This is a genomic window from Pantoea sp. Acro-807, assembly GCF_011752675.1.
GTDB lineage: Bacteria > Pseudomonadota > Gammaproteobacteria > Enterobacterales > Enterobacteriaceae > Pantoea > Pantoea eucrina.
In genome coordinates this window covers 120,812-147,612 of record NZ_VWXE01000009.1, presented here as the reverse complement: position 1 = coordinate 147,612, position 26,801 = coordinate 120,812, and the positions used below count along the sequence as shown (strand labels likewise).

Sequence of the window (26,801 nt, the reverse complement as noted above, 5' to 3'; positions counted from 1 at the left end):
GCGCCTGGCCGCCGTTGGTTTTAGCCAGAACGGTGGTGATTGCTGCAGTCAGGGTGGTTTTACCGTGGTCAACGTGACCGATGGTGCCCACGTTTACGTGCAGTTTGTTACGCTGAAATTGCTCTTTCGCCATGGCGATAATCCTTACGTTATGCCTTCATCATTGATGAAGGCATCAGTTAACAATTTTTAAACCGTAGCCTTATTTGCCACGAGCTTCAATAACGGCCTGAGCGACGTTGTTCGGCGCATCATCGTACTTCAGGAACTCCATGGAGTAAGAAGCACGGCCTTTTGTCAGTGAACGCAGCTGAGTTGCATAACCGAACATTTCGGAAAGCGGGACTTCAGCGTGAATCTGAACGCCGGTAGCGTTAGATTCCTGACCTTTAAGCATACCACGACGGCGGCTCAGGTCACCGATAACGTCACCGGTGTTCTCTTCTGGCGTTTCTACTTCAACCTTCATGATTGGCTCAAGCAGAACCGGGGTTGCTTTCTTAAAGCCGTCTTTAAACGCAAGAGAAGCAGCCAGTTTAAACGCCAGCTCTGAGGAGTCAACGTCATGGTAAGAACCGAAGTGCAGACGCACGCCCAGATCAACTACCGGGTAACCCGCCAGTGGACCAGACTTCAGCTGCTCCTGGATACCTTTATCAACGGCAGGGATGTATTCGCCAGGAATCACACCACCTTTAATGTCGTTAACAAATTCGTAGCCTTTCGGGTTTGAACCCGGCTCCAGTGGGTACATGTCGATAACAACATGACCATACTGACCACGACCACCAGACTGCTTGGCGTGTTTACCTTCAATACCGGTAACTTTAGAGCGGATCGCTTCGCGATACGCAACCTGAGGTTTACCGATGTTCGCTTCAACGTTGAATTCACGCTTCATGCGGTCAACGATGATGTCGAGGTGCAGCTCACCCATACCAGCGATGATGGTCTGGTTAGACTCTTCATCAGTCCATACGCGGAATGATGGGTCTTCTTTCGCCAGACGACCCAGAGCCAGACCCATTTTTTCCTGGTCAGCTTTGGTTTTCGGCTCAACGGCGATAGAGATTACCGGCTCCGGGAACTCCATGCGCTCAAGGATGATGACGTTATCCGGGTCACACAGGGTGTCACCGGTGGTCACATCTTTCAGGCCGATCGCAGCAGCGATGTCGCCCGCACGAACTTCTTTGATCTCTTCACGCTTGTTAGCGTGCATCTGAACGATACGGCCCAGACGCTCACGGTTTGACTTGACCGGGTTGAACACGGTATCACCGGTGTTAACCACGCCAGAGTAAACGCGGAAGAAGGTCAGGTTACCAACAAACGGGTCGGTTGCGATTTTGAACGCCAGCGCAGCAAACGGCTCGTTGTCGTCAGAGTGACGCTCAGCCGGTGTGTCTTTACCGTCGTCCAGCATACCGTTGATCGCGGTAACGTCAGTCGGTGCTGGCAGGTATTCAACTACCGCATCCAGCATCGCCTGAACACCTTTGTTCTTAAATGCAGAACCACAGGTTACCAGGATGATTTCGTTGTTCAGAACGCGCTTACGCAGAGACGTTTTGATCTCTTCTTCAGTCAGCTCTTCGCCGCCGAAGAATTTCTCCATCAGCTCGTCAGAACCTTCAGCTGCAGATTCAACCAGCTTCGCACGCCATTCATCAGCCAGATCCTGCATATCAGCCGGGATATCTTCGTAAACGAAGGTAACGCCCTGATCTTCATCGTTCCAGTTGATGGCTTTCATTTTCACCAGGTCAACAACACCGGTGAATTTCTCTTCTGCGCCGATTGCCAGCTGAAGTGGAACCGGGTTTGCACCCAGACGCACTTTCATCTGATCAACAACTTTCAGGAAGTTAGCACCCATGCGGTCCATTTTGTTAACGAACGCGATGCGTGGAACTTTATATTTGTTAGCCTGACGCCATACGGTTTCAGACTGTGGCTGAACACCACCAACCGCACAGTAAACCATAACTGCGCCATCAAGCACACGCATAGAGCGCTCTACTTCGATGGTGAAGTCAACGTGTCCCGGGGTGTCGATGATGTTGACGTGGTGTGGCTCGAACTGCTTAGCCATACCAGACCAGTAACAGGTGGTCGCAGCGGAAGTGATGGTAATACCACGTTCCTGTTCCTGCTCCATCCAGTCCATGGTTGCGGCGCCGTCATGTACTTCACCGATTTTATGGTTTACACCGGTGTAGAACAGAACACGTTCGGTAGTGGTAGTTTTACCGGCGTCGATGTGAGCACTGATACCGATGTTACGATAGCGCTCAATGGGTGTTTTACGAGCCATTTGATTCCTCTGATTCTGAGACGTTCATAGTTAAAAAAGCCCAGCAGGTAAGCCACTGGGACGCCCGCTGGGTTAATAACAACTACCTTGCTGTTACCAGCGGTAGTGTGCGAACGCCTTGTTGGCTTCAGCCATACGGTGAACGTCTTCACGTTTCTTAACTGCAGTACCTTTGTTCTCTGCAGCGTCAGAAAGTTCGTTCGCCAGGCGAAGAGCCATTGATTTATCACCGCGTTTACGAGCAGCTTCAACGATCCAACGCATTGCCAGAGCATTACGACGAACCGGACGGACTTCAACTGGAACCTGGTAAGTTGAACCACCAACGCGACGTGACTTCACTTCGACAGTCGGACGTACGTTTTCGAGTGCAACTTCGAAAGCTTCCAGACCGTCTTTACCAGCACGTTGAGCCAGGGTATCAAGTGCGGTATAGACGATTGATTCAGCAGTAGATTTTTTACCATCTACCATCAGGATATTTACAAATTTAGCCAGCAGCTCTGATCCGAACTTAGGATCCGGCAGAATTTTACGCTGACCAATGACGCGACGACGTGGCATGGAAATACTCCGTTGTTAATTCAGGATTGTCCAAAACTCTACGAGTTTATTTTGACATTAAAGTTAAAACGTTTGGCCTTACTTAACGGAGAACCATTAAGCCTTTGGCTTCTTCACGCCATACTTGGAGCGAGCCTGCTTACGGTCTTTAACACCTGAGCAGTCCAGCGCGCCACGAACGGTGTGGTAACGCACACCTGGCAGGTCTTTAACACGACCGCCACGGATCAGGATCACGGAGTGTTCCTGCAGGTTATGACCTTCACCACCGATGTAGGAGGTAACTTCAAAACCGTTAGTCAAACGCACACGGCAAACTTTACGCAGTGCTGAGTTTGGTTTTTTCGGGGTAGTGGTGTAGACACGAGTACAAACACCACGTTTTTGCGGGCAAGCTTCCAGCGCTGGCACGTTGCTTTTAGCAACCTGACGAACGCGTGGTTTGCGAACCAGCTGGTTAACTGTTGCCATTAAATAGCTCCTGGATTTAGCTTTTGCTTCGTAAACACGTAATAAATCACCTCGCATTTCTACGAGGAGGCAGAATTTTAGGGCTGTGCCTATAGGGTGTCAAGAAATAACCAGGTTTTCGCGTTTACCAGGCCACTTGCTGTTGATGCTTTACCGTCAGCGCAACGAATCCAGTATAGTCCAGACGGGCAACGCTGGTTGAAATTTGAGCAGATAATCCGCGTGCGATAACATCCTCTTCCAGCACCCATAGCGTGGCCGGTGCCGCGCTGAGCCGGGCCAGCATTGTGCTGCCCTGCAGCGCGCCGGTAACCCCATCCTGCAGCAGCAGCAGGTCATCCTCCGGGCGCAGCAGCAGCAGCAGCGTTTCGATATCACACTGCCAGGGGGAGTTCATCAGCGTATAAAGCATGGCAGTTTCTCAAAAACAGATAATGCGATCGAAGGAGGCAAGCGTCTGGCGTAATGCGTCACTCTCCAGCACCTGGGCTGTTAACACGCGCTCTGCGCTCAGGCTCACTCCGCGCGCCAGTAGCGAATGCTGACAGATATAGCACTGCTCAATATCATAAAGCGCCAGCACACCAAAGGTGGCGATATAGTCGCGCGCCAGTATAGTTTTCGGCTGCTGCTGCTCAGTCAGCTGCAGCACACCGTCGCCGATAAAAAAGAGGCCAACATCTTCGCTCAGCGCGCCGGTAGCCAGAACGGCATCCAGCCCTTCCCTGCCGGCACTGCTGCCGTGTGGCGCGCGGGTAAAGAGGAACGCAACGCGGTTCATCAGAATTGCACCAGACGATCGCAGCTGAGCGCCGCTTCAGCCAGTGCACCCAGACCGCTGAGTTCAAAACCCGGCTGCAGATTGCTGCCCGCCAGCTGCAAACGCGCGGCCTCCTGCCGATCGGTAATGCCACGCCGCAGCGCGGCAGCCACGCAGACATTAAGCGCGACACCGCAGGCGTCGTGCAGCTGCTGCCAGCTGCGCACAATGTCAGCTTCGTCACTGGCAGGTGCGCTCAGCTCACTGGCGTTCAGCACACCTTCACGGTAAAAAAATATGCTCTCCAGCACGTGGCCTGCAGCAATCAGCGCGCGGGCAAACAGCAGCGCGCTGGTCGCGTTCTGGGTGCCGTAAGCCGGCCCGGTCACCAGCAGGGTATAGCGCATCAGCGATCCTGCCCCTGAAAATCGCCGTTCTTAAACTGACGTATGTAGAGATAGACCGTATGCCTCGAGATATTCAGACGGGCGGCAACCTGATTGATGGCATCCTTGATGTCAAAAATGCCTTTCTCATACAGATTAAGCACGATCTGCCGGTTCTTGGCGTTGTTAGAGACGTTGCGATCCGCGCTGACCTCTTCAATGGTGAACTCCAGCGTCTGCATCACCAGATCTTCTACCGAACTGGCAAAGTTTACGCTTGAGTCGACCTGCTGCATCTCTGGCGGCATAAAGGTTGACATGATTTGCGAGAACGGTACATCCAGATTCATATTGATGCAGAGCAAACCAATGACGCGCTGCTGGCGATTACGAATAGCAATGGTGACCGATTTCATCAGGACACCGCTTTTGGCGCGCGTAAAGTAGGCGCGGGAGACATTGCTGTCAGCGCCATGCATATCATGCAGCATGCGCAGCGCCAGATCGGTAATCGGCGATCCGACTTTGCGCCCCGTATGTTCGCCGTTAGCAATACGCACAGCTGAACATTTCAGATCTTCCAGCGAGTGCAGCACGATTTCGCAGTGCGAGCCAATCAGCATCGCCAGACCGTCGACCACTGCCTCGTAAGATTTGAGAATATCGTAATCTGCTTGCTCAAAAGGGCGCTGCTCCAGTAAATCGAAGTCAGTCAGTTCACCGGGATTAAATGGATTAGACATCGAAGACATTACCCTACGTGGCTGGAGCCTGTCGCGACAGCATTGGGGCAGACTCATCTTATGATCATTATGCAGGCGTTAGTCTGGCAAATGTCGTCCGCTTTAGCCAGAGCTTTGCACATATGCAGCAGGAATTGAACGTGCGGGGGAATGCAGAGGGAACTGCCGCCCGAAGGCGGCAGAACAGAGCGATTACTGTGCTTTTTTCTCAGCAGCGGCCGGAGCCTGTGCTTTTTCATCCGCTTTTGGTGCTGCTTTGATATCCAGCAGTTCAACATCAAACACCAGCGTGGAGTTAGCCGGAATACCCGGTACGCCATTTTTGCCGTAGGCGAGGTTCGGCGGGATCACCAGTTTGATCTTGCCACCTTTTTTCACGTGCTTCAGGCCTTCAGTCCAGCCCGGAATGACGCCATCCAGACGGAAAGAGAGCGGTTCGCCACGGGTGTAAGAGTTATCAAACTCGGTGCCGTCGATCAGCGTACCTTTGTAGTTGACCACAACAGTGTCGCTATCTTTAGGTGCGGCGCCGCTGCCCTCTTTCTCAACCTGATAGAGCAGACCAGATTCGGTCTTCTTCACGCCCTTCTCTTTCGCGAATTTTTCAGCAAAAGCGCTGCCTTTGTCAGCATTCTCTTTTGCATCTTTTTCCAGCTTCGCCTGAGCAGCACCCTTCACGCGACCTTCAAAGGCCTGCAGAGTCTGTTCGATCTCCTGGTCAGAGAGTTTGCTTTTACCGCCAAACGCGTCCTGAACACCAGCAATCAGCTGATCTTTGTCCAGTTTGATGCCCAGTTTCTCCTGTTCCTTCAGAGAGTTGTCCATGTAGCGACCCAGCGAAGCACCCAGTGCATAGGCAGATTGCTGATCTTCGTTTTTGAAAGCAGCATTTTTTGGTGCCTGTGGCGCAGCCTGCGCCGCGTCAGCCGGAGCTGCAGCGGTTTCTGCTGCCATCGCCAGCGGTGCATTAAGTGCGACAGCCATAGTGGTAGCTAACAATGTGACTTTAAACAGTGATTTCATCCTTTCTCCAAAACCGAAGCTTCAAACCTCGGGAATCATTGCGGACAGTGGTCCACACTATAACTTTACGCGGCAGTAACGAACACTCCCGCAGTGTAATTACCCGGTTAACCTCCGACCTTTTTTGCTTCAGGAAGTTTCATCTGAGATGTAGGCGCTGCGGGTAAATTCAATGGCAGGAGATAAACGCCGGGTAAATATCAGGTGATTCTGACCGTAAAGGCCGTAGAATCACGCCGGTTCATATCAATGCGCAGTACGATGACAGGAGGAGTAACGATGCAACAGACAGACTGGGATCGGCGCCTTGAAGCGCTGGAGAGCAAGCTGGCTTTTCAGGAAGACACCATTGAGCAGCTTAATCAGACGGTGGTCGAACATGAACTGGAGATGAGCAGGCTGCGGGAACATGTCCGCTTGCTGGTCGACAAAGTTAAAGCGGCAGCGCCCTCGATGGTTGCTTCGCCGTCGGAAGAGACACCTCCGCCGCATTATTAACACCTGCCGGCAGCAGAAAACAGAAAGGCCACCCGCAGGTGGCCTTTTTGTACCGGCAACGCTTAGTGGTTGCAGCCGCAACCGCCGCCGTGACCATGGTCGTGGTCGTGGTCGTGATCGTGGTCGTGATGATGACCATCTGCGCCATGCACGTGGCCGTGCGCCAGCTCTTCTTCCGTGGCTTCGCGGATAGCAACCACTTCCACGTTGAAGTTCAGGTTCTGACCAGCCAGCATATGGTTACCATCAACCACAACGTGCTCATCTTCTACTTCAGTGATTTCAACCGGCACCGGGCCCTGGTCGGTTTCTGCCAGGAAGCGCATGCCAACCTGCAGCTCATCCACACCCATGAAGACATCTTTAGGTACGCGCTGTACCAGATTGTCATCATACTGGCCATAAGCGTCGTTTGCCGGGATATGCACGTCAAACTTGTCGCCGACCGCGTGATTTTCCAGCGCTTTTTCCAGACCAGAAATCAGGGAACCATGACCGTGCAGATAGTCTAACGGTGCACTTACCGGTGACTCGTCAACCAACACGCCATCTTCGGTACGAACCTGATACGCCAGGCTCACCACCAGGTCTTTTGCTACTTTCATGATATCTCCTAACCGTTGAGAACTAAGGATCCCGTCTCATTGGTCTATTTTTGCGTGCAATAACCAACCAGAAAGGTTTAAAGCTGAACAGATTTTATCCTGCAGAATATGCAGACCATTCAGCATTAGTGGCGCCGATTGTAACGGAATTCAACACCACTGTAAGTCTAAGCGTAAAAAAAGCTGTGCCGGCACGCTACTCGGGATGAAAAATGCCGATCACCTGCTCATTACTGCGGATCTGATCGCGCGCCTGCTTATCGGCCTCGCGCATCTGATGTCCGCATTTTACGCATTCCACCACATCGACACTGTTTTCGCGCCACATGGCCAGGGTGTCTTTTTCCTGACAGTGCGGACAGACCGCACCGGCGATAAAACGTTTACGCATTTTTTCCTGCCCGCCTGTTGTTCACGGAAACCTTAAGTGTATACCCTGCACACCGCAAATTGCAGCGATGGCCCTGAATAGCCCAGGCTGCCGGCTTACTCATCATCCCAGCCATTTATCTGCCGCTTTTCATGCTGCATCTCGCGCTGGAAGATATCCTCCAGTTCGCGTCGCGCTTCACGCACGCGGGAGACCTGCACGCTGTCATCATGGCCTGGCATCAGCTCACGCAGCATGCGCATATCCAGCCGGCGGAAATGCTGCTGCGCACGCTGCGCCTGATGAGGATGCATGCCAAGAGAGATCAGCGCCTTGCGACCAAGCTCCAGCGCACTGGAGAACGTTTCACGGGAGAATAGCGTGACGCCTGCCTGCAGCAGTTCGTGCGCCTCGACGCGCCCGCGCGCCCGCGCCAGAATCTCCAGCTGCGGAAAATGGTGCTGGCAGAGGTGCACAATGGTCATGGCATCTTCGGGATCGCTGCAGGTAATAACAATAGATTGCGCATTCTCTGCGCCTGCGGCCCGCAACAGCTCCAGCTCGGTGGCGTCACCGTAGTAAACTTTATAGCCATACTTGCGCATCAGGCTGACCGCAGAGATATCCCGCTCCAGCACCGTGATGCGCTTGTTGTTAGCCATCAGCAGACGCCCTACCACCTGCCCAAAGCGGCCAAAACCCACCACAATAACCTGCGGCTGATCGTCCTCAACAAAGGGCTTCTCATCACTGTCGTCTTTGTCATTAAAGCGACGGGCCAGAATCTTATCCACGCCCTGCATCAGCAGCGGGGTTGTCATCATCGAGAGGGTCACCGTGACCAGCAGCAGCGGCAGCTGATCGCCGCTGAACAGATGGGCGGATGACGCGGCGGAGAACAGGACAAACGCAAATTCGCCGCCCTGGCTGAGCACACCGGCAAACTGCAGACGCTCTGAACTGCGCAGACCGTAAATGCGCGCCAGCACGTAGAGCACCAGCGCTTTTATCGCCACCAGCGCCAGTACGCCGATCAAAATAGCCACGATATGCGTATAGAGCACGCCAAGGTTCAGCGCCATACCAACAGAGATAAAGAACAGGCCCAGCAGCAACCCTTTGAACGGCTCGATAGCCACTTCAAGTTCGTGCCGGTACTCGCTCTCCGCCAGCAGGATCCCGGCGATAAAGGTGCCCAGCGCCATCGACAGGCCCAGCGCATCCATAAATAGCGCCGAGCCCAGTACCAGCAGCAGCGAGGCGGCGGTAAACACTTCTCTGACGCCGGAAGCGGCAATAAAGCGCAAAATAGGGCGCAGTAAATAACGACCGCCCACCAGCATGCCGGCAAAGGCCAGCACTTTCATCGCAACTTTAAGCCAGTCAACGTGCCCGCTGTCGCCGCCGGAGAGTAACGGCACCAGCGCCAGCGCCGGGATCACCGCCAGATCCTGAAACAGCAGCACCGAAAAGCCCAGCTGTCCTGATTCGCTGCGGTTCATTCCTTTATCGCGCATCAGCTGCAGCGCCATAGCCGTAGAGGACATAGCCAGACCGATACCGCCTATCACGGCCGCCTGCCAGCTGAAGTCACTTAGCCAGAGCAGCACACCGAGGATCGCCGCAGAAAATATCACCTGCGCCGCGCCGACGCCGAAAATTGAGCGTCGCAGTGACCAGAGTTTGGCTGGATTCAGCTCCAGGCCAATGATAAACATCAGAAACACGACGCCCAGCTCGGAGAAGTGCAGGATCTCATCCACATCGCTGATAAAGCCCAGCCCCCACGGGCCGATCGCAATACCTGCGAGCAGATAACCCAGCACGGCACCAATTCCCAGCCGGGCAGCAACAGGCACCACCAGCACCGCCGCCACCAGATAGATGACGCCCGCTGTCAGTAACGTTTCACCTTGCATTACACTCCTCCCTGCGGCAGTGGTGACGCGAGCCAGTCGCCGTAGGCGCGGGCAAAATGACGCAGCGTTTCAGGCGTCTGCCGCCGCGCCCAGTGAATCACCATCGGTGTCATCCAGTGCATACGGCACATCTGCGCCGTCAGCTCAAATGGCCGCATAATATCGCTCATCGGATAGCGGTTCAGGCCGTCGTGATGGTAGGCCGCTTCAGGCTCACCGGTGGTCACTACGCTGCGCCAGTATTTCCCCTCCAGCGCGTTCCCATCCACGCCGCTGGCAAAACCACGCGACAGTACGCGATCCAGCCACTCTTTCAGCAGGGCAGGACAGCTGTAGGTATAGAGCGGATGCTGAAATACGACGATCTCATGGTCGCGCAGCAGTTGCTGTTCATAGTGAATATCTATAAAAAAATCCGGATAGTGCGCATATAAATCGTGCACGGTGACGTGTTCAAGTTCCCTGGCCGACTGCAGCAAAACCCGATTGGCGATCGAATCCTGTGACTCCGGATGGGCGTAAAGCAGCAAAACTTTTGGTGGCTGCGACATCCTTCCCCTCCAAAGCGTCGTCACCGCAGCGGAATTCCGCTACCATGCTCAACGCAACTAAACATTATCGAATTATGTTGCCGATAAATTACCATATTCTGACGACACGGCGCCTATGATTGTCTTTTCCGCACTACAGATACGACGCGGCACCACTGTGCTGCTGGACAACGCAACCGCAACCATTAACCCCGGCCAGAAAGTGGGCCTGGTGGGTAAAAACGGCTGCGGCAAATCCACCCTGCTGTCGCTGCTTAAAGGTGAAATCAGCAGCGATGCCGGCAGCGTCACCTTCCCCGGCAGCTGGGCGCTGGCGTGGGTCAACCAGGAGACGCCAGCGCTGAGTAAAGCCGCGCTGGAATATGTTATCGACGGCGACCGCGAATATCGTCAGCTTGAATCTGAATTAGCGGATGCCAACGCGCGCGATGATGGCAACGCGATTGCACTGCTGCACGGCAAGCTGGATGCGATTCAGGCGTGGAGTATACACGCGCGCGCGGCCAGTCTGCTGCACGGTCTGGGCTTTAGTCAGGAGCAGCTGATGCGGCCGGTCAGCGACTTCTCCGGCGGCTGGCGCATGCGTCTCAACCTGGCGCAGGCGCTGGTGTGCCGCTCCGATTTACTGCTGCTGGATGAGCCGACTAACCACCTCGATCTTGACGCCGTGATCTGGCTGGAGCGCTGGCTGAAAAGCTATGAGGGCACGCTGATTCTGATCTCACACGACCGCGACTTTCTCGATCCGGTCGTGGATAAAATTATTCATATTGAGCAGCAGATGCTGATTGAATATACCGGCAACTACAGCTCTTTCGAGCGACAGCGCGTCGCTAAACTGGCGCAGCAGCAGGCGCTCTATCAAAGCCAGCAGGAAAAAGTCGCGCACCTGCAGAAGTATATCGATCGCTTCCGTGCCCAGGCGACCAAAGCCAAACAGGCGCAGAGCCGCATCAAAATGCTGGAGCGCATGGAGCTGATTGCGCCAGCGCACGTGGATAACCCGTTCAGCTTCAGCTTCCGCGCGCCGGAAAGCCTGCCCAATCCGCTGCTGAAAATGGAGAAGGTCACGGCGGGTTATGGCGATCGCATTATTCTTGACGCGATCAAGCTCAATCTGGTGCCGGGCTCGCGTATTGGTCTGCTGGGCCGAAACGGTGCGGGTAAATCTACGCTGATCAAGCTGCTGGCGGGAGAGATCGATCCGCTGGAGGGCAAAGTGGGTCTGGCGAAAGGCATTAAGCTCGGCTACTTCGCGCAGCACCAGCTTGAGTATCTGCGCGCCGAGGAGTCACCGCTGCAGCATCTGGCGCGTATCGCGCCAGCCGTACTGGAGCAGCAGCTGCGCGATTACCTGGGCGGTTTTGGCTTTCAGGGCGATAAAGTCAGCGAAGCCACCGCGCGTTTTTCCGGCGGCGAAAAAGCGCGCCTGGTGCTGGCGCTCATCGTCTGGCAGCGTCCTAACCTGCTGCTGCTGGATGAGCCAACTAACCATCTCGATCTCGACATGCGTCAGGCGCTGACCGAAGCGCTTATCGACTTTGAAGGCGCGCTGGTGGTGGTGTCGCATGACCGGCATCTGCTGCGCTCCACCACTGACGATCTCTATCTGGTCCACGACCGCAAAGTGGACGTGTTTGCCGGCGATCTGGATGATTATCAGCAGTGGCTGAGCGACCTGCAAAAGCAGCAGGCGCAGCAGGATGCCGCACCAAAGCAGGATAATGCCAATAGCGCTCAGTCGCGCAAAGATCAGAAGCGTCGTGATGCTGAGCTGCGCGCGCAGACGCAGCCGCTGCGCAAAGAGATTGAGAAGCTGGAGAAGCAGATGGCTAAGTGGCAGAGTCAGCTGAGCGAGGCTGAAGCCCTGCTGGCCGACAGCGCGATTTACGATCAAAGCCGCAAAGCCGATTTAACCGCCGCCCTGCAGCGCCAGGCGGAGAGCAAATCGGCGCTGGAAGACGTCGAAATGGCGTGGCTGGATGCGCAGGAGCAGCTGGAGCAGATGCTGGCGAATTAGCGGCCAGCATCTATGCCGACCCTGCAGCTTTTATCTCTTCTGCAGGGTTGGCATTCATGCCGTCCAGCCCATCACCGCAATGAACGTCTCCATGACGGATCTGTCTCTTTTGTAGGGGCGGCATTTATGCCGACCTGGCTCATCACCGCAACGGGTTAAAACGGCACATCCCCCAGCACCGTCGCGCGATGCATAATCCTGCGCGCCGGATAGTAATCGGCATTAGCGTAATGCTGCGTCACGCGGTTATCCCAGATAGCGATATCGTTCTCCTGCCAGCGCCAGCGCACCTGAAACTCCGGCTTCGTGGCGTGCGCAAACAGATAATTCAGCAGCGCATCGCTCTCTTTTTCACTGACGCCCAGCAGACGCGTGGTAAACCCCTCGTTCACAAACAGCGCCTTACGCCCGCTGACCGGATGGGTGCGGATCGCCGGATGCCGGACCGGGGGATGCTTAGCCACCGCCTGCTGCCAGCGCTGATGCTCCTCCGGCGTGCGGCGATATTTATACTCCTGAAACGACTTCTTAAAATCGTGCTCCGCCTGTAACCCGCTCAGCAGCTGCTTAACCGGCTCAGAAAGGGTTTCATAAGCGGCAATTCCGCTGCTCCAGAGCGTATCGCCCCCGCTTTCCGGCAGCAGTTTCGCGGCCAGCAGAGCAATGGCCGGCGGCGTTTCAATAAAGGTGACATCGGTATGCCAGTTGTCGTTATCCGGCGGATTATCCTGATGGGTATCCAGCTCGATGATCTCTTCCACGCCAGCCGCATGCGGATAGACCGGATGAATATGCAGATCGCCAAAACGCACCGCCAGCGCCCGCTGCTGCTGCGGCGTAATCACCTGGTTGCGTAAAAACAGCACCTGATGGCGCAGCAGGCCGTGATAGAGCTGTTCAAACTGCGCATCGCTCAGCGGACGGCTGAGATCGACATCGCTGACCTGCGCACCGATCCAGGGGCCCAGCGCGGTAAAAGTAAGACGTTCGTTCATTGCTGCTCTCCATACCAGGGCGTCAGGCGGCGTTGCAGCGCGCGCAGACCCACTTCTAAACTAAATGCGATAACGGCAATGACGCCGATACCCGCCAGTACCACATCCGTAGCAAGAAACTCTCCTGCCGACTGCACCATAAACCCCAGGCCCCGCGTGGCAGCGATAAGCTCTGCAGCCACCAGCGTTGACCAGCCGACGCCCAGCCCGATACGCAGACCGGTCAGGATCTCCGGCAGCGCGCCCGGCAGGATCACAAAGCGCAGCAATTGCCAGCGGGATGCGCCAAGCGCCTGTGCCGCGCGCACGCGGACCTGCCGGCAGTTTTTCACGCCAGCCAGCGTGGCCAGCGTCACCGGCGCAAAAATCGCCAGATAGATAAGTAAAATCTTTGAGGTTTCACCAATACCAAACCAGATCACCATCAGCGGCAGGTAGGCCAGCGGCGGCACCGGCCGGTAAAGCTCAATCAGCGGATCGAGCAGCCCGCGCAGCGCCGGGCTCAGTCCCATCGCAATGCCGGTCGGGATACCAATCAGCGCGGCAAAAAACAGCGCCACCAGCATGCGCGTCAGGCTTGCGGCCAGATGCTGCCATAGCGTGGCGTCCATAAAGCCCTGCGCACTGGCAATCAGCAGCAGTTTCTGCAGCACCTGCTGCGGCGCTGGCAGAAACAGCGGCGCAATCAGCCCCAGCGCCGTCACGCCCCACCACACCAGCAGTAGCAGCGCGATGCTCAGCAGGCTAAGCGACAGCTGGCGTGACAGCGGCCAGCGCAGGCCGCGGGTGCGCGCTGTACCGCGTTTCTCATCAATAACTGCACTCATGCAAACGCCTCCCGCCGGGCAAACACCTGATTCAGCACATATTCACGACGTTCGATAAACGCCGGATCGGATTTGATGCTGCGGCACGGTTCGCCATCCGCGAAGCGCTGACCAAAATTGAGCTTTAGCCGCTCTACTATGCGTCCCGGTCCGGGCGACAGCAGCACCAGTTCGCTGGCCAGAAACACCGCTTCTTCAATATCATGGGTAATCAGCAGGATCTGCTTGCCGGTGTCGCGCCACAGCGTCAGCAACAGGGTTTGCATCTGCTCGCGGGTAAACGCATCCAGCGCGCCAAAGGGCTCATCTAACAGCAGCAGCTGCGGATCGGCCGCCAGCGCACGCGCAATCCCCACGCGCTGACGTTGTCCCCCGGAGAGCTGCCAGATAAAACGCTTTTCTGCCCCCTCCAGCCCGACGTTGCGAATCAGCCGGCGGGCAACGGCGTGACGCTCCGCTTTTGCCATACCGGCCAGCTGCAGGCCAAATGCCACGTTATCGATCACGTTGCGCCACGGCAGCAGCCCTTCATGCTGAAACACCACGCCGCGGCTGGCGTCTGGCCCGGTCACCGCTTTGCCATCCAGCGTAATGCTGCCGGACTCCAGCGGCAGAAAACCGGCAATCAGGTTCAGCAGCGTGGTTTTGCCACAGCCGGATGGACCCAGCACCACCAGCAATTCACGGCTATCCAGCTGCAGGTTGATATCCTGCAGCGCGGGCTGACCGGCGTAACGTGCGTTGAGATGCGTGATGCTGAGCATACGGCCTCCGTTATTTCGCTAAAGGTGCAACAAAGCGGGTGGTCACAAAGCTGCTGTAGTCGCTGGCCGCTTCCGGCACCCGCCCCTGCTCTTTCAGGAAGTGCGCGGTATCAACAATGGCTTTATTCACCGGCTTGCCGAGTTGCTCAACCTGCTGTTGCGCCGTCAGATAGGTATTGCCTTTAACCAGACCCGGCACATTCCCTTCCGGTACGCCGCTCAGGCGCGACAGCTTGCTCAGGTTATCCGGCTGCTTCAGCCACTGTTCGGGCTGGGCGAGATAGGCCTGCTGTGCATCAATGGCGCTGCGGGCAAACGCAGTAACCACCTCCGGATGCTGCTGCGCAAAATCTTTACGCACCACCCAGACATCGAGCGTTGGTGAGCCCCACTGTCCCACCTGCGAGGAGTCGGTCAGCACGTGGCCCTCTTTTTCCAGCTCATTAACGGCCGGGGCCCAGACGTACGCGCCGTCAATATCGCCACGCTGCCAGGCGGCAACAATCGCAGGCGGTTGCAGGTTCACTAACTGCACCTGTGAGGGCTTAATGCCCCAGTGCTTCAGCGCCGCCAGCAGGCTGTAATGCGTGGTGGAGATGAAAGGTACGGCAATACGTTTGCCGATGAGCTGTTTCGGATCGCTGATCCCTTTTTTCACGACCAGCGCCTCGGAGTTACCCAGCTGTGATGCAAGCAGAAACGCTTCAATCGGCAGCTGTTGTGTGGCAGCGACCGCCAGCGGACTGGAGCCAATATTGCCAATCTGCACATCGCCGGACGCCAGCGCACGCAGCACGCTGGCGCCGCTGTCAAATTTGCGCCAGTCCACGGTTGCTCCGCTCTCACGGGCAAAGGTGTTATCCGCCTGAGCGACTTTGGCAGGCTCTGCGGAGGTCTGGTACGCCACGGTGACGTTTACTGCCTGTGCCTGAAACGCTATCAGTCCCAGTACTGCTGCCAGCGAGATTATTGTTTTTTGCATTGCCATCATCCTGTTCCCCGAAGTGAAGTTATGACGGCAGTGTCGCCAGCGGTGAAAGTTTCATAAAGGAATTAAAAATTATCCCTCATGCCAATCAGTTCTTAGATCAACATCAGGCAAGGCTATGCAAAAAAAGCAAATAGGCCGGACAGAAACGGTGACAAATTTGTCAGGCGCTCACATCGCTACTGTGTTATTGATCTCTACCTGATTTCATCACCTGAATAGCGGTTGTTATCTCCATGTCCATCGAAAAAGTCGCGCACCTGGCGGGCGTATCAAAAGCTACCGTTTCCCGGGTTCTGAACCAGCATCCCGGCGTGCGTCCCGATACGCGCAGTAAAGTGCTGGCAGCGATCAGCGCGTGCGACTACCAGCCTAATTTGCTGGCGCGCCAGCTGCGCACGGCGCAAAGCAACATGCTGCTGGTGCTGATTTCAGATATTACCAACCCCTTCTGTTCGCGCGTTGTGCAGGGGATTGAAGCGGAGGCGGAGGCGCAGGGCTATCACATTTTGCTCTGCAACAGCGCCTCTCAGCTGCGGCGTGAAACCGCCTATCTGGCGCTGCTGGCTGGCAAGGTCGTCGATGGCGTGATCACAATGGATGCCGCCGCCTGTCTGCAGGGGCTGAAAGATTTGATTGGTGATGCGCCGTGGGTGCAGTGTGCTGAATACGATCCCTCTATTAATGCATCCAGCGTGACTATTGATAACCGGCAGGCGGCCTTTGAGACGGTCCGCTACCTGGCCGGAAAGGGCCGAAAACAGATTGCGCTGGTCAACTGCGACATGCGCTATCTCTATTCGCATCAGCGTGAGAGCGGCTACCGCGAGGCGCTGAAGGCGCTGAATATGACGTGGGATCGCGTGGCGTATGCGGAGAATATCTCCTGCGAAGCGGGCAGCGCCGCGCTGCATGCGCTGCTGGCACAGCCCTCTCCGCCCGATGCCATTTTTACCGTGTCAGATGTGCTGGCCGTTGGCGTTATTCACGCCGCGCTCGAAGCGGGACTGCGCGTCCCGGAGGATCTGGCCGTGGTGGGTTTTGACGGTATTCCGTTTACCAGCAGCCTGAATCCGCCGCTGACCACCATTGCGCAGCCGATGAATCAGATGGGCGCCCGCAGCGTACAGCTGCTGCTGAACCGCATTCGCCAGCCGCATGCTGCCATTGTGCATGAAGTCCTGCCCTGGCAGCGTCTGGAGCGCGCATCCAGCTAATCTAGCGCCAGATCAGCAGCACACAGGCAGCGGTCAGTGCGCCCATCGCGAGGTTGAACAGCTTCCAGGCACGCGGGCTATGCAGCAGGCGGCCAATCAGTGAACCAAATCCCATCCAGATCAGGCCGGATACCAGATTCACCAGCGCCATGCCCATGCTGATCGCAACCACAGAGTGCTGATAGGCAGCTCCTGCCAGGCTGAAACTCGCTATCGCCCCCAGCGCCATCAGCCAGGCTTTAGGATTGATCAGTTGCAGCAGTCCGCCCTGCCAGAACGGCATCTGCTTTACCGAACGGTCTTCGGTTTCCAGCGTCTCATAGGCGGCCGTCGCGATTTTCCACGCCAGCCAGAGCAGATAGAGACTGCCGGCAATCTTCAGTACCAGATGCAGCGACGGATAGAGCAGGATCAGTCCGCCAATGCCAAATGCCACCATCAGCAACATCACCTGCATACCCAGCATGATACCAATAAGCAGCGGTAGCGTGCGCAGAAAGCCAAAATTAGCACCTGAGGCCGTAAGTAACATATTATTGGGCCCCGGCGTGATGGCCGCGACCCAGAGAAAACCTAACATCGACAAAAAAAGACTGAGTTCCATGAGTATCCGGATGCTCCTCATCCTTAAAAGCAGACAACCCATCGAAGCTATCAGCGAGTTATGCATCAGACAAGCACTATCCCTGGTTATTTAGATTGCCCCACCGGCAATCCCTTTATTCCGCTGCGCGGCTTCGGCAATGCGCATTTGCAGACCCTGCTGCCGCGCCTGCTGCGGCGTCGCGTCACGCTTAAACCACACTGGCAGCGGCTGGAGCTGCCGGATGGCGACTTTGTCGATCTCGCCTGGAGCGAAGATCCGGCCGGCGCGCGACACAAACCGCGCATGGTGATGTTCCACGGGCTCGAAGGCCATTTTCGCAGCCCTTATGCACACGGCCTGATGCAGGCGTGCAAAGCGCGCGGCTGGCTTGGCGTGGTGATGCACTTTCGCGGCTGCAGCGGCGAACCTAACCGGCTGCAGCGCATCTATCACTCCGGTGAAACGGAAGACGCGACCTATTTCCTGCACTGGCTGCGGCGTGAATGGGGCAGTGTGCCGACAGCTGCGGTAGGTGTGTCGCTGGGCGGTAACATGCTCGCCTGTTTACTGGGCCTGCAGGGCAATGAGGCACCGCTGGATGCGGCCGTGGCGATATCAGCGCCGCTGGCGCTCGCCCCCTGCAGTGAAAAGCTCGATATCGGCTTCTCCCGCTTCTACCAGCACTATCTGCTGACGCAGCTGAAAAAGAATGCGCTGCGCAAACTGCGCGCCTGGCCCGGCACGCTGCCGGTTGATGTACTGCAGCTGCGCGCGTTTCGCCGCCTGCGCGAATTTGACGATGCGATCACCGCCCGGGCGCACGGCTTTCTTGACGCCAGCGATTACTACCAGCGCGCCAGCGCCCTGCCGCTGTTAACCGGCGTGCGCAAGCCGATGCTGATCATCCACGCCAAAGACGATCCCTTTATGACAGATGCGGTGATCCCGCAGCCGCAGCAATTGTCTGCCACAATTGAGTATCAGCTGACGCAGCAGGGTGGACACGTTGGCTTTGTCGGCGGCAGCCTGCTTCAACCGCATATGTGGCTGGAGCAGCGCGTGCCGGAGTGGCTCTCAACTTATCTGGATGGGCAATTGTGATTATTCCGTGGCAGGAACTGGATGTAACAACGCTGGAAAACCTGATTGAAAGTTTTGTTCTGCGCGAAGGCACTGACTACGGTGAGCAGGAGCGCAGCCTGGCGCAGAAGGTAGCCGACGTGCGCCGCCAGCTGCAGCAGGGCGAGGTGGTGCTGGTCTGGTCTGAGCTGCATGAAACGGTCAATATTATGCCGCGGCGCGAGTTTCGCGGCTGATGCACTGCCGGATAATTCATGGTAACAATGCTCATCGCCCGACCTCACAGGGAGCACCCGTATGTCAGCCAGACACCCCGTTATCGCCGTTACCGGCTCCAGCGGAGCCGGTACCACGACAACCAGCCTTGCGTTCCGTAAAATTTTTCAGCAGCTGGGGCTGCATGCAGCCGAAGTAGAAGGCGACAGTTTTCATCGCTATACCCGGCCGGAAATGGATATGGCGATCCGCAAAGCACGCGATCTGGGTCGTCACATCAGCTATTTTGGCCCGGACGCCAATGACTTTGGCCTGCTGGAGCAGACGTTCCGGCGCTATGGCGAAAGCGGCATCGGAGAGTCGCGCAAATATCTGCACACCTATGATGAGGCCGTGCCGTGGAATCAGGTGCCGGGCACCTTTACTCCCTGGCAGCCGCTGCCGGAGAATACTGATGTGCTGTTTTACGAGGGTCTGCACGGCGGAGTGGTTACGCAGCAGCATAACGTGGCGGAGCATGTTGATCTGCTGGTGGGCGTGGTGCCGATCGTCAATCTTGAGTGGATACAGAAACTGGTACGCGATACCAGCGAACGGGGCCATTCGCGCGAAGCGGTGATGGACTCCGTGGTACGGTCGATGGAAGATTATATCAACTACATCACGCCGCAGTTTTCGCGCACGCACCTTAACTTTCAGCGCGTACCGACAGTTGATACCTCTAACCCGTTCGCGGCGCGCGAGATCCCCTCACTGGATGAGAGTTTTGTCGTGATCCATTTTCGCGGCCTGGAAGGTATCGCTTTCCCCTATCTGCTGGCGATGATTCAGGGATCGTTTATTTCGCATATGAATACGCTGGTGGTACCGGGCGGCAAAATGGGACTGGCGATGGAGCTGATCATGATGCCACTGGTGCAGCGGCTGATTGAAGGAAAACGGATAGAGTAGAGGCCATGTCTGCCACACGACGTGGCATCGGTCGCCATAAATGGCGACCCTGCAAAGCCTGTTTCACGGGTAGCGAGGTATGCGCACCGGCAGCTGTTACAGCTCAACTACCTCATGGCTGTGGGTGATCTCCACCCCTTTGCCGAGCATGATCGCCACCGAGCAATATTTTTCTGCCGACAGGTCAACCGCCCGCGCCACCGCTTTCTCGCTCAGCGCTTTGCCGCTGACGATAAAGTGCAGGTTAATCTGTGTAAAAATACGTGGCGCTTCTTCGCGCCGCTCTGAAGTCAGTTTGACCTCGCAGTCAGCCACGTCATTACGCCCTTTTTGCAGAATCGAGACCACATCAATCGCGCTGCAGCCGCCGGCGGCCATCAGTACCATCTCCATCGGGCTTGGCGCTTTATCGCCTGAATTCCCGTCCATTAATAACTGATGTCCTGATGAGGATTCTCCGAGAAAGGTCAGCCCTTCCACCCATTTCACACGTGCCTGCATTATTCTTTCTCCTGAAGCGGCGTTTTGCGCCAGAGTACGCGTTCATCCGGCAAACAGCAATCGCCCGCCTGCTGAAGCGAGACAACACAAGACAGCCTGCAAAAGCTGTGCTACAAACAGAGCTGAAAATTTCTTCGTCGTGGCTGATGAGGACGGGCAGAATCAAAAGCAGAGCTTACACATCCGCCCGGATAATTTTTATTAACAGGACGCGCTGGACGATTTCATCGCCTGACAGGGAATGAATGCCCCTGTGTTTTGGGCACGATTACAATAGAGGATAATAGCGAATGGTTCTCGGCAAACCGCAAACAGACCCTACACTCGAATGGTTCCTGTCCCATTGCCATATTCACAAATATCCATCCAAAAGCACGCTGATCCATCAGGGTGAAAAAGCAGAAACGCTCTACTACATCGTTAAAGGTTCCGTTGCGGTACTGATTAAAGATGAAGAAGGCAAAGAGATGATCCTCTCCTATCTGAATCAGGGAGATTTCATCGGCGAACTCGGCCTGTTTGAAGAGGGCCAGGAGCGCAGTGCCTGGGTGCGTGCGAAAACAGCCTGCGAAGTTGCTGAAATTTCCTACAAAAAATTTCGTCAGCTGATTCAGGTTAACCCGGATATTTTGATGCGCCTGTCGGCGCAGATGGCACGTCGCCTGCAGGTGACATCAGAAAAGGTGGGTAACCTGGCTTTCCTGGATGTTACCGGCCGCATTGCGCAGACGCTGCTTAATCTGGCTAAACAGCCGGATGCCATGACCCACCCCGACGGTATGCAGATTAAAATTACCCGTCAGGAGATTGGTCAGATCGTGGGTTGCTCACGGGAAACCGTTGGTCGCATCCTGAAAATGCTGGAAGATCAGAACCTGATCTCCGCACACGGTAAAACCATCGTCGTTTACGGCACCCGCTAAGCTGTTTCACCCCCACGGCGTGATGACACCATCACGCCGTTTCTGTTTGCGATAAGCTGATGTGGCGCCGAATCATCTATCATCCCGAAGTCAATTACGCTCTGCGTCAGACGCTGGTGCTGTGCCTGCCTGTCGCGCTGGGATGGCTGTGTGGCGATCTGCAAAAAGGCCTGCTGTTCTCGCTGGTACCCGCCTGCTGCAATATTGCCGGTCTTGATACGCCGCATAAACGCTTTTTCAAACGCCTGATCGTGGGCGGTACGCTTTTCGCCACCGGCAGTTTTCTGATCCAGTACCTCACCAACGCCGCGGTTCCGCTGCCGCTTATTATGCTGGTGCTGCCGCTGCTGATTGGCGTGACGGGCGAAATCAGTCCGCTGCACGGGCGTCTGCTGCCCGGCACGCTGATTGCAGCGATCTTTACGCTGAGTCTGGTGGGGCGTATGCCGATCTGGGTGCCGCCGCTGCTCTATATTGGCGGCACGTTCTGGTATGGCCTGTTTAACTGGTTCTGGTACTGGCTGTGGAAAGAGCAGCCGATGCGTGAAACGCTGAGCCTGCTCTATCGTGAGCTGGCTGACTACTGCGATGCCAAATATACCCTGCTGACACAGCTGACCGATCCGGAAAAAGCGCTGCCGCCGCTGCTGGCGCGCCAGCAGAAAGCGGTTGACCTGATCACCATCTGCTATCAGCAGATGCATATGCTTTCTGCCAGCCGCGATAACAGCCATAAGCGGCTGACGCGCGCTTTTCAGGTGGCGCTGGATCTGCAGGAGCATATCGCTGTCAGCCTGCACCAGCCGGAGAAAGTGCAAAAGCTGGTAGAACAGAGTCATGCGGAAGCGGTTATCCGCTGGAATGCAAAAACCATTTCGGCACAGCTCAGGCTGCTGGCCGATGCCATTCTCTATCACCAGCTGCCCGCCCGCTTTCAGATGGAAAAGCCGCTCGGCGCGCTGGAAAAAATTGCGCGGCAGCATCCGGATAATCCGGTTGGCCACTTCTGCCTTTATCATTTCAGCCGCATCGCCCGCGTGCTGCGCACCCAGAAACCGCTCTATACGCGCGACCTGATGGCCGATCGCCAGCGGCGCCTGCCGCTGCTGCCCGCGCTGCGCAGCTATCTGTCCTTCAGGTCCGGCGCGCTGCGCAGCGCGGCCCGCTTTGCCGTTATGCTGATGTTTGGCAGCTCTGTTGCGCTATTCTTTAATATTCCCAAGCCCTACTGGATCCTGATGACCATTATGTTTGTCAGCCAGAATGGCTACAGCGCCACGCGCGTGCGCATTCAGCACCGGGCGCTAGGCACCTTTGCCGGGCTTCTGATTGCCGCCGCATCACTGCGTTTCGCCGTACCGGAATCGATCGCGCTGCTGTTTATGCTGGCAATCACGCTGGCCAGTTATCTGGTGACGCGCAAATATTATGGCTGGTCGATGATTGGCTTTACCGTGACGGCGGTCTACTCGCTGCAGCTGCTGTCGCTGAATGGCGCTCAGTTCCTGCTGCCGCGGATGATGGATACGCTGATGGGCTGCCTGATCGCGTTCGCCGGTATGATCTGGCTATGGCCGCAGTGGCAGAGTGGTTTGCTGCGCCAGAATGCGCACGATGCGCTGGAGGCGTATCAGGAGGCGCTGCGCATGCTGCTGGGGCCGGAGCATGCGCCGGAAAAACTGGCTTACCAGCGGGTAAAGGTTAACCAGGCGCATAACGCGCTGTTTAATGCGCTGAATCAGGCGACCAGCGAGCCTGGTTTTAACGCGCAGTATCTGAAGGATATGCGGCTGTGGGTCACGCACAGTCAGTTTATCGTAGAGCATATTAACGCCATGACTATTCTGGCGCGTGAGCACACCATGCTGACCCCGGCTCTGGCAGAGCGCTATCTGCAGTCGTGCGAAATTGCCCTGCAGCGCTGTCAGCAGCGGCTGACCTACGACGGACCGGGCAGTGAGAGCAACGTTATGGAGGCGCCGGAAAACCTGCATGAGGGGCCGGTGACGATTGTCGAGCAGCATGTTAAACGCATTTTGCAGCATCTCAGCGTCATGCACACCATCTCGTCTCTGGCGTGGAGCCAGCGACCGCATCATGGCCGCTGGCTGCGGGCTATTCGTCCGAAAGGATAGTCAGGCGGCAATAACCCTGCGCAGCGCGGCCGCAAAGCGCGTCATTCCGGCGTCGATCTCCTCCGGAGTGATAACCAGCGACGGCACAAAGCGGATCACATCGCTGCCGGCGGTCAGGATCATCACGCCTTCTGCCGCTGCTGCATTGAGAATATCGCGGGCTTTACTGGCATGTTCCGGTTTCAGTACCGCGCCCATCAGCAGACCCTTTCCGCGAATTTCGCTAAAGATATCCAGCTCACTATCCAGCGCCCTCAGCGCGTCGGTAAACTGCTGCCGCCGCGCCTCCACCCCAGCCAGCACCGCCGGCGTGTTAATGATATCCAGCGCGGTTTCTGCAATCGCGCAGGCAAGCGGATTGCCGCCGTAGGTAGTGCCATGTACGCCGGGCGCCATGACGGAAGCGATCTCATGCGTGGTCAGCATCGCGCTCACCGGGAAGCCGCCGCCCAGCGCTTTCGCCGTCGTAAGAATGTCAGGCTGAATACCGTAGTGTTCATAGCTGAACAGCTTGCCGCTGCGCCCCATGCCGCTCTGTACTTCATCCAGCACCAGCAGCGCGTTATGCTCATCGCACAGCGCACGCAGTCCCTGCATAAATTCCGGCGTTGCCAGCATCACGCCGCCCTCACCCTGAATCGGTTCAACAACGATCGCGCAGGTATGATCATCAATCACGGCTTTTACCGCCGCCAGATCGTTAAACGGGACGTGGACGATATCGGCCGGTTTGGGGCCGAAGCCGTCAGAGTATTTAGGCTGTCCGCCAACGGAGACGGTAAACAGCGTGCGGCCGTGGAAAGCGTTGTGAAACGCGATGATCTTACTTTTGAACGGCGAGTGCTTTTTACAGGCGTAGTAGCGCGCCAGCTTGAACGCCGCTTCGTTAGCTTCTGCACCGGAATTGCCAAAAAATACGCGGTCGGCGAAGGTAGCAGCAATCAGCTTCGTCGCCAGACGCAGCGCCGGCTCGTTGGTAAAAACATTACTGGTGTGCCACAGCGTTTCGCCCTGGCGCTTCAGCGTCTCAACCAGCGCCGGATGGCAGTGGCCCAGCGCGGTGACCGCTATACCGCCGGAGAAGTCGATATACTCTTTACCCTGCTGATCCCAGACGCGGCTGCCTTTGCCCTTTACGGGCACAAACTGCGCAGGTGCATAAACAGGCAAAATGACGTTATCAAACGTCTCCCGGGTTACCGCTATGTTTTCCGCTGCCATTGCTGACCTCATCCGGCTATTGAGTGATCTTAAATGAAATTATAATCACGGAATATGCATAAAAAATCACGGAATGGCAAACGGAAGTTAGCGTTCAAGGAAATTTTTCAGCAGCTGATGGCCCTGCTCGCTGAGCACGCTTTCGGGGTGAAACTGCACGCCTTCCAGCGGTAGCGTGCGGTGACGAAAGCCCATGATTTCATCGGACTGATTATCACGCAGGCTCCAGGCGGTGATCTCAAACGCGTCAGGCAGCGATCCATCCGCCACAATCAGTGAGTGATAGCGCGTTACGGTGAGTGGATTAGCGAGGTTGCGAAACACGCCTTCGCCAGTGTGGCGTACCGGCGAGGTTTTCCCGTGCATGACCTGACGCGCACGTATCACCTTTCCGCCAAAGGCCTGAGCGATGGCCTGATGTCCGAGGCACACCCCCAGCACCGGCAGCCGCCCGGCAAAATAGCGAATGGCATCCAGAGAAATACCCGCCTGGTCGGGCGTGCAGGGCCCAGGGGAGATAACCAGATGGCTTAGCGGCAATGCCGCCATCTCAGCCAGCGAGATAGCGTCATTACGCACCACGCGCACCTGCGCGCCCAGCTCGCAAAAATACTGGTAAAGGTTCCAGGTAAAAGAGTCGTAGTTATCAAGCAGCAGCAGCATCATGACCTCAGGTCGATCAAACCGCCGCTATTCTACGCACTTTATCGCGCCGGGCTTACCACTTTTGTCAGCTGCGCGGTCAGCGCGGCGAGATCGCCCGCGACCGCTTCGCGAATTGCCTTCTGCCACGGCTCCGGCTCCAGCCGATCCCACTCCAGCAGATAGCCGGCGTGCAGCGCCAGCTGCTCAAAAAAGATGCGCTGAGCGCGTCCGTTGCCCGCCCGGAACGGATGCAGTACATAGAGTTCACAGTAGTAATGTGCCAGACGGGCCACAAAGGCGTCTGTATCAAGTTCGGTCAGCCCCTGCTCCTCCTCCAGCGCGCTCATCAGCGCATTGCCCTCTTTCTCAATGTATTCGCAGTGGCAGTAAGGGGTCTCGTCGCGCCAGATATCGATGGTGCGGAGTTCGCCCGCCCAGCTGTAGAGATCCTGAAACAGCGTGCGATGAATATGGCGTAAACGCGGCAGACCCGGTGTACGCGGACCTGGATCCAGCGTCGCCAGCCGCGCGGCACTGAACGCCAGCTCCGCCTTGCGCAGCTGCGCGGCATCATGAATTTCCAGCCGGTTTTTCAGCACATCATCGTTGTGCCACAGGTAGGGATCGCGTACCGCCAGTGAATTATCCGCCATACTGCCTCCTCAGCGAAGCAAGCCGATCTTCCGCCTGCTCAGCGGTGACCGCAGGCTCAGTCAGGGTATAACCAGACAGCCTGCAGCTGGCCTGATAGCTGGCAGCACGACGCTGCAGCCACAAAGTGGCTTTCTGTTTTTCAGTGAGTTTTTGCGGCATAGCGCCTCCGGCTGACAAGATTTGCCCTAAGTATAAGAGCAAATTCTGGCTTTGCCGGAGCGCGGTCAGCGACGTCACGCTACAGGTGACGCGGAAACAGATTAAGGCAGGATTTTCGCGGAGGTAATAACAACCGGTTTTGCCGGGACATTCTGGTACGGGCCCACATCTTTAGTCGGGACCTGGGCGATTTTGTCGATCACATCCATCCCTTTCACAACTTTACCAAATACCGCATAACCGAAGTCGCGCTGTCCGTGATCCAGGAAAGCGTTATCTGCCACATTCAGGAAGAACTGGCTGGTTGCGCTGTCTTTCTCAGCGGTACGCGCCATAGAGATGGTACCGCGCAGATTACGCAGTCCGTTGTCAGCTTCGTTTTTGACTGGCGCGCTGGTCTGCTTCTGCTGCATATCCGTGGTAAAACCGCCGCCCTGGATCATAAAACCCGGGATCACGCGATGAAAAATGGTGTTGTTGTAGAAGCCGTTATTAACGTAATCCACAAAGTTTTTTACTGAAACCGGCGCTTTCTGGTTATCCAGTTCAAGTTCAATGTTGCCTGCTGACGTGGTGAGCAGGACATGTGTATCCCCTTTTGCAGCCAGTGCAGAAGTAGATACGGAAGAGAGTGCTAACAGGGCGATCGCCGCTGTCAAAGTACGTTTAAGCATGAAAGAGTCCTTACCCTGGAGATCGGCTTAAAAAACAG

32 protein-coding genes are annotated in these 26,801 nt (G+C 56.3%); 8 read left to right on the top strand and 24 right to left on the bottom strand.

Features of this window, described 5'->3' with window-relative positions:
- From F3J39_RS17125 to fkpA, 9 genes are all read right to left on the bottom strand, one after another.
- The coding region (locus F3J39_RS17125; protein ID WP_233207462.1) for a GTP-binding protein at positions 1-133 on the bottom strand (133 nt) is incomplete at its 3' end.
- A gap of 69 nt (positions 134-202) precedes the next feature.
- Positions 203-2,317 (bottom strand): elongation factor G, encoded by a 2,115-nt coding sequence (gene fusA, locus F3J39_RS17120; RefSeq protein ID WP_039380834.1) that lies wholly within the window; start codon positions 2,315-2,317, stop codon positions 203-205.
- A 93-nt stretch (positions 2,318-2,410) separates the two neighbouring features.
- The gene (rpsG, locus tag F3J39_RS17115; protein WP_007886246.1) at positions 2,411-2,881 is read right to left on the bottom strand and encodes a 30S ribosomal protein S7; all 471 of its coding nucleotides are present in this window, start codon (positions 2,879-2,881) and stop codon (positions 2,411-2,413) included.
- Between the two features lie 96 nt (positions 2,882-2,977).
- A complete protein-coding gene (gene rpsL, locus F3J39_RS17110; RefSeq protein WP_010616440.1) occupies positions 2,978-3,352 on the bottom strand; it encodes a 30S ribosomal protein S12 in 375 nt (124 codons plus the stop codon).
- A 124-nt stretch (positions 3,353-3,476) separates the two neighbouring features.
- Positions 3,477-3,764, bottom strand: coding sequence for a sulfurtransferase complex subunit TusB (gene tusB / locus F3J39_RS17105; protein WP_166714465.1), 288 nt, complete (start codon positions 3,762-3,764; stop codon positions 3,477-3,479).
- A 9-nt stretch (positions 3,765-3,773) separates the two neighbouring features.
- A complete protein-coding gene (gene tusC / locus F3J39_RS17100) occupies positions 3,774-4,133 on the bottom strand; it encodes a sulfurtransferase complex subunit TusC (protein ID WP_039380838.1) in 360 nt (119 codons plus the stop codon).
- A complete protein-coding gene (tusD, locus tag F3J39_RS17095; RefSeq protein ID WP_108570293.1) occupies positions 4,133-4,519 on the bottom strand; it encodes a sulfurtransferase complex subunit TusD in 387 nt (128 codons plus the stop codon). The genes tusC and tusD overlap by 1 nt, the downstream gene beginning before the upstream one ends.
- Entirely contained in the window at positions 4,519-5,241 is a 723-nt protein-coding gene (locus F3J39_RS17090) for a transcriptional regulator (protein WP_065648594.1), read from the bottom strand. Before F3J39_RS17090 ends, tusD begins: the two co-directional genes overlap by 1 nt.
- 192 nt (positions 5,242-5,433) lie before the next feature.
- A complete protein-coding gene (gene fkpA, locus F3J39_RS17085) occupies positions 5,434-6,264 on the bottom strand; it encodes an FKBP-type peptidyl-prolyl cis-trans isomerase (protein WP_104086027.1) in 831 nt (276 codons plus the stop codon).
- 279 nt (positions 6,265-6,543) lie between these two features.
- Here fkpA and F3J39_RS17080 point away from each other — a divergent pair, with 279 nt between their 5' ends.
- The gene (locus F3J39_RS17080) at positions 6,544-6,762 is read left to right on the top strand and encodes a protein SlyX (protein ID WP_039380849.1); all 219 of its coding nucleotides are present in this window, start codon (positions 6,544-6,546) and stop codon (positions 6,760-6,762) included.
- Positions 6,763-6,824: 62 nt separating this feature from the next.
- On the opposite strand, the gene slyD is transcribed toward F3J39_RS17080, so the two are convergent.
- From slyD to kefG, 4 genes are all read right to left on the bottom strand, one after another.
- Positions 6,825-7,367 carry a peptidylprolyl isomerase gene (gene slyD, locus F3J39_RS17075; RefSeq protein WP_104086026.1) on the bottom strand — a complete coding sequence of 181 codons (543 nt, stop codon included), beginning with the start codon at positions 7,365-7,367 and terminating at the stop codon, positions 6,825-6,827.
- A 196-nt stretch (positions 7,368-7,563) separates the two neighbouring features.
- Positions 7,564-7,758, bottom strand: coding sequence for a YheV family putative zinc ribbon protein (locus F3J39_RS17070; RefSeq protein ID WP_039380854.1), 195 nt, complete (start codon positions 7,756-7,758; stop codon positions 7,564-7,566).
- A 95-nt stretch (positions 7,759-7,853) separates the two neighbouring features.
- Positions 7,854-9,656, bottom strand: a complete 1,803-nt coding sequence (gene kefB / locus F3J39_RS17065) for a glutathione-regulated potassium-efflux system protein KefB (RefSeq protein ID WP_094111211.1) — start codon at positions 9,654-9,656, stop codon at positions 7,854-7,856.
- Complete coding sequence (kefG, locus tag F3J39_RS17060; protein ID WP_039380859.1) at positions 9,656-10,207, bottom strand: glutathione-regulated potassium-efflux system ancillary protein KefG; 552 nt, start codon at positions 10,205-10,207, stop codon at positions 9,656-9,658. Before kefG ends, kefB begins: the two co-directional genes overlap by 1 nt.
- Positions 10,208-10,322: 115 nt before the next feature.
- Between kefG and F3J39_RS17055 the strand changes: the two genes are divergently transcribed.
- Positions 10,323-12,227: an ABC transporter ATP-binding protein gene (locus tag F3J39_RS17055; protein WP_039380863.1), complete on the top strand. Its 1,905-nt coding sequence runs from the start codon at positions 10,323-10,325 to the stop codon at positions 12,225-12,227.
- A gap of 155 nt (positions 12,228-12,382) precedes the next feature.
- Here the strand turns inward: F3J39_RS17055 and tauD are convergent, their stop codons facing one another.
- Genes tauD through tauA form a run of 4 tightly spaced genes read right to left on the bottom strand, consistent with a single transcriptional unit; the run spans position 12,383 to position 15,804 of the window.
- Complete coding sequence (gene tauD, locus F3J39_RS17050) at positions 12,383-13,222, bottom strand: taurine dioxygenase (protein WP_039380866.1); 840 nt, start codon at positions 13,220-13,222, stop codon at positions 12,383-12,385.
- Complete coding sequence (gene tauC, locus F3J39_RS17045) at positions 13,219-14,049, bottom strand: taurine ABC transporter permease TauC (RefSeq protein ID WP_039380869.1); 831 nt, start codon at positions 14,047-14,049, stop codon at positions 13,219-13,221. Before tauC ends, tauD begins: the two co-directional genes overlap by 4 nt.
- Entirely contained in the window at positions 14,046-14,813 is a 768-nt protein-coding gene (tauB, locus tag F3J39_RS17040) for a taurine ABC transporter ATP-binding subunit (RefSeq protein ID WP_166714464.1), read from the bottom strand. Before tauB ends, tauC begins: the two co-directional genes overlap by 4 nt.
- Before the next feature lie 10 nt (positions 14,814-14,823).
- A complete protein-coding gene (gene tauA / locus F3J39_RS17035; protein ID WP_166714463.1) occupies positions 14,824-15,804 on the bottom strand; it encodes a taurine ABC transporter substrate-binding protein in 981 nt (326 codons plus the stop codon).
- Positions 15,805-16,037: 233 nt separating this feature from the next.
- Between tauA and F3J39_RS17030 the strand changes: the two genes are divergently transcribed.
- Complete coding sequence (locus F3J39_RS17030; RefSeq protein WP_094111207.1) at positions 16,038-17,018, top strand: LacI family DNA-binding transcriptional regulator; 981 nt, start codon at positions 16,038-16,040, stop codon at positions 17,016-17,018.
- 1 nt (position 17,019) lies between these two features.
- Here the strand turns inward: F3J39_RS17030 and F3J39_RS17025 are convergent, their stop codons facing one another.
- The gene (locus F3J39_RS17025) at positions 17,020-17,622 is read right to left on the bottom strand and encodes a LysE family translocator (protein WP_039380881.1); all 603 of its coding nucleotides are present in this window, start codon (positions 17,620-17,622) and stop codon (positions 17,020-17,022) included.
- Positions 17,623-17,682: 60 nt separating this feature from the next.
- On the opposite strand from F3J39_RS17025, the gene F3J39_RS17020 reads away from it, so the two are divergent.
- The 3 genes from F3J39_RS17020 (at position 17,683) to F3J39_RS17010 (ending at position 19,851) form a co-directional block, all read left to right on the top strand.
- A complete protein-coding gene (locus tag F3J39_RS17020; protein ID WP_039380883.1) occupies positions 17,683-18,705 on the top strand; it encodes a hydrolase in 1,023 nt (340 codons plus the stop codon).
- On the top strand, positions 18,702-18,920 hold the full coding sequence (locus tag F3J39_RS17015) for a YheU family protein (protein WP_039380886.1): 219 nt from the start codon (positions 18,702-18,704) through the stop codon (positions 18,918-18,920). The genes F3J39_RS17020 and F3J39_RS17015 overlap by 4 nt, the downstream gene beginning before the upstream one ends.
- A gap of 61 nt (positions 18,921-18,981) precedes the next feature.
- Positions 18,982-19,851, top strand: a complete 870-nt coding sequence (locus tag F3J39_RS17010; RefSeq protein ID WP_039380889.1) for a phosphoribulokinase — start codon at positions 18,982-18,984, stop codon at positions 19,849-19,851.
- 96 nt (positions 19,852-19,947) lie between these two features.
- Here the strand turns inward: F3J39_RS17010 and F3J39_RS17005 are convergent, their stop codons facing one another.
- Positions 19,948-20,352 carry an OsmC family protein gene (locus tag F3J39_RS17005; RefSeq protein ID WP_039380892.1) on the bottom strand — a complete coding sequence of 135 codons (405 nt, stop codon included), beginning with the start codon at positions 20,350-20,352 and terminating at the stop codon, positions 19,948-19,950.
- 290 nt (positions 20,353-20,642) lie between these two features.
- Between F3J39_RS17005 and crp the strand changes: the two genes are divergently transcribed.
- Together crp and F3J39_RS16995 are read left to right on the top strand one after the other, a co-directional pair.
- The gene (crp, locus tag F3J39_RS17000; protein WP_000242755.1) at positions 20,643-21,275 is read left to right on the top strand and encodes a cAMP-activated global transcriptional regulator CRP; all 633 of its coding nucleotides are present in this window, start codon (positions 20,643-20,645) and stop codon (positions 21,273-21,275) included.
- A gap of 59 nt (positions 21,276-21,334) precedes the next feature.
- Positions 21,335-23,410 (top strand): YccS/YhfK family putative transporter, encoded by a 2,076-nt coding sequence (locus F3J39_RS16995; RefSeq protein WP_166714462.1) that lies wholly within the window; start codon positions 21,335-21,337, stop codon positions 23,408-23,410.
- Here F3J39_RS16995 and F3J39_RS16990 read toward each other — a convergent pair whose 3' ends face one another.
- The 5 genes from F3J39_RS16990 to ppiA form a co-directional block, all read right to left on the bottom strand.
- Complete coding sequence (locus F3J39_RS16990) at positions 23,411-24,631, bottom strand: aspartate aminotransferase family protein (protein WP_166714461.1); 1,221 nt, start codon at positions 24,629-24,631, stop codon at positions 23,411-23,413.
- A gap of 87 nt (positions 24,632-24,718) precedes the next feature.
- Entirely contained in the window at positions 24,719-25,294 is a 576-nt protein-coding gene (gene pabA, locus F3J39_RS16985) for an aminodeoxychorismate synthase component 2 (RefSeq protein ID WP_166714469.1), read from the bottom strand.
- Positions 25,295-25,335: 41 nt separating this feature from the next.
- A complete protein-coding gene (locus tag F3J39_RS16980) occupies positions 25,336-25,929 on the bottom strand; it encodes a putative adenosine monophosphate-protein transferase Fic (protein WP_039380904.1) in 594 nt (197 codons plus the stop codon).
- Positions 25,919-26,089: a YhfG family protein gene (locus F3J39_RS16975; RefSeq protein WP_071669295.1), complete on the bottom strand. Its 171-nt coding sequence runs from the start codon at positions 26,087-26,089 to the stop codon at positions 25,919-25,921. Before F3J39_RS16975 ends, F3J39_RS16980 begins: the two co-directional genes overlap by 11 nt.
- Positions 26,090-26,190: 101 nt before the next feature.
- On the bottom strand, positions 26,191-26,763 hold the full coding sequence (gene ppiA / locus F3J39_RS16970; RefSeq protein ID WP_166714460.1) for a peptidylprolyl isomerase A: 573 nt from the start codon (positions 26,761-26,763) through the stop codon (positions 26,191-26,193).
- Between the last annotated feature and the right edge of the window lie 38 nt (positions 26,764-26,801).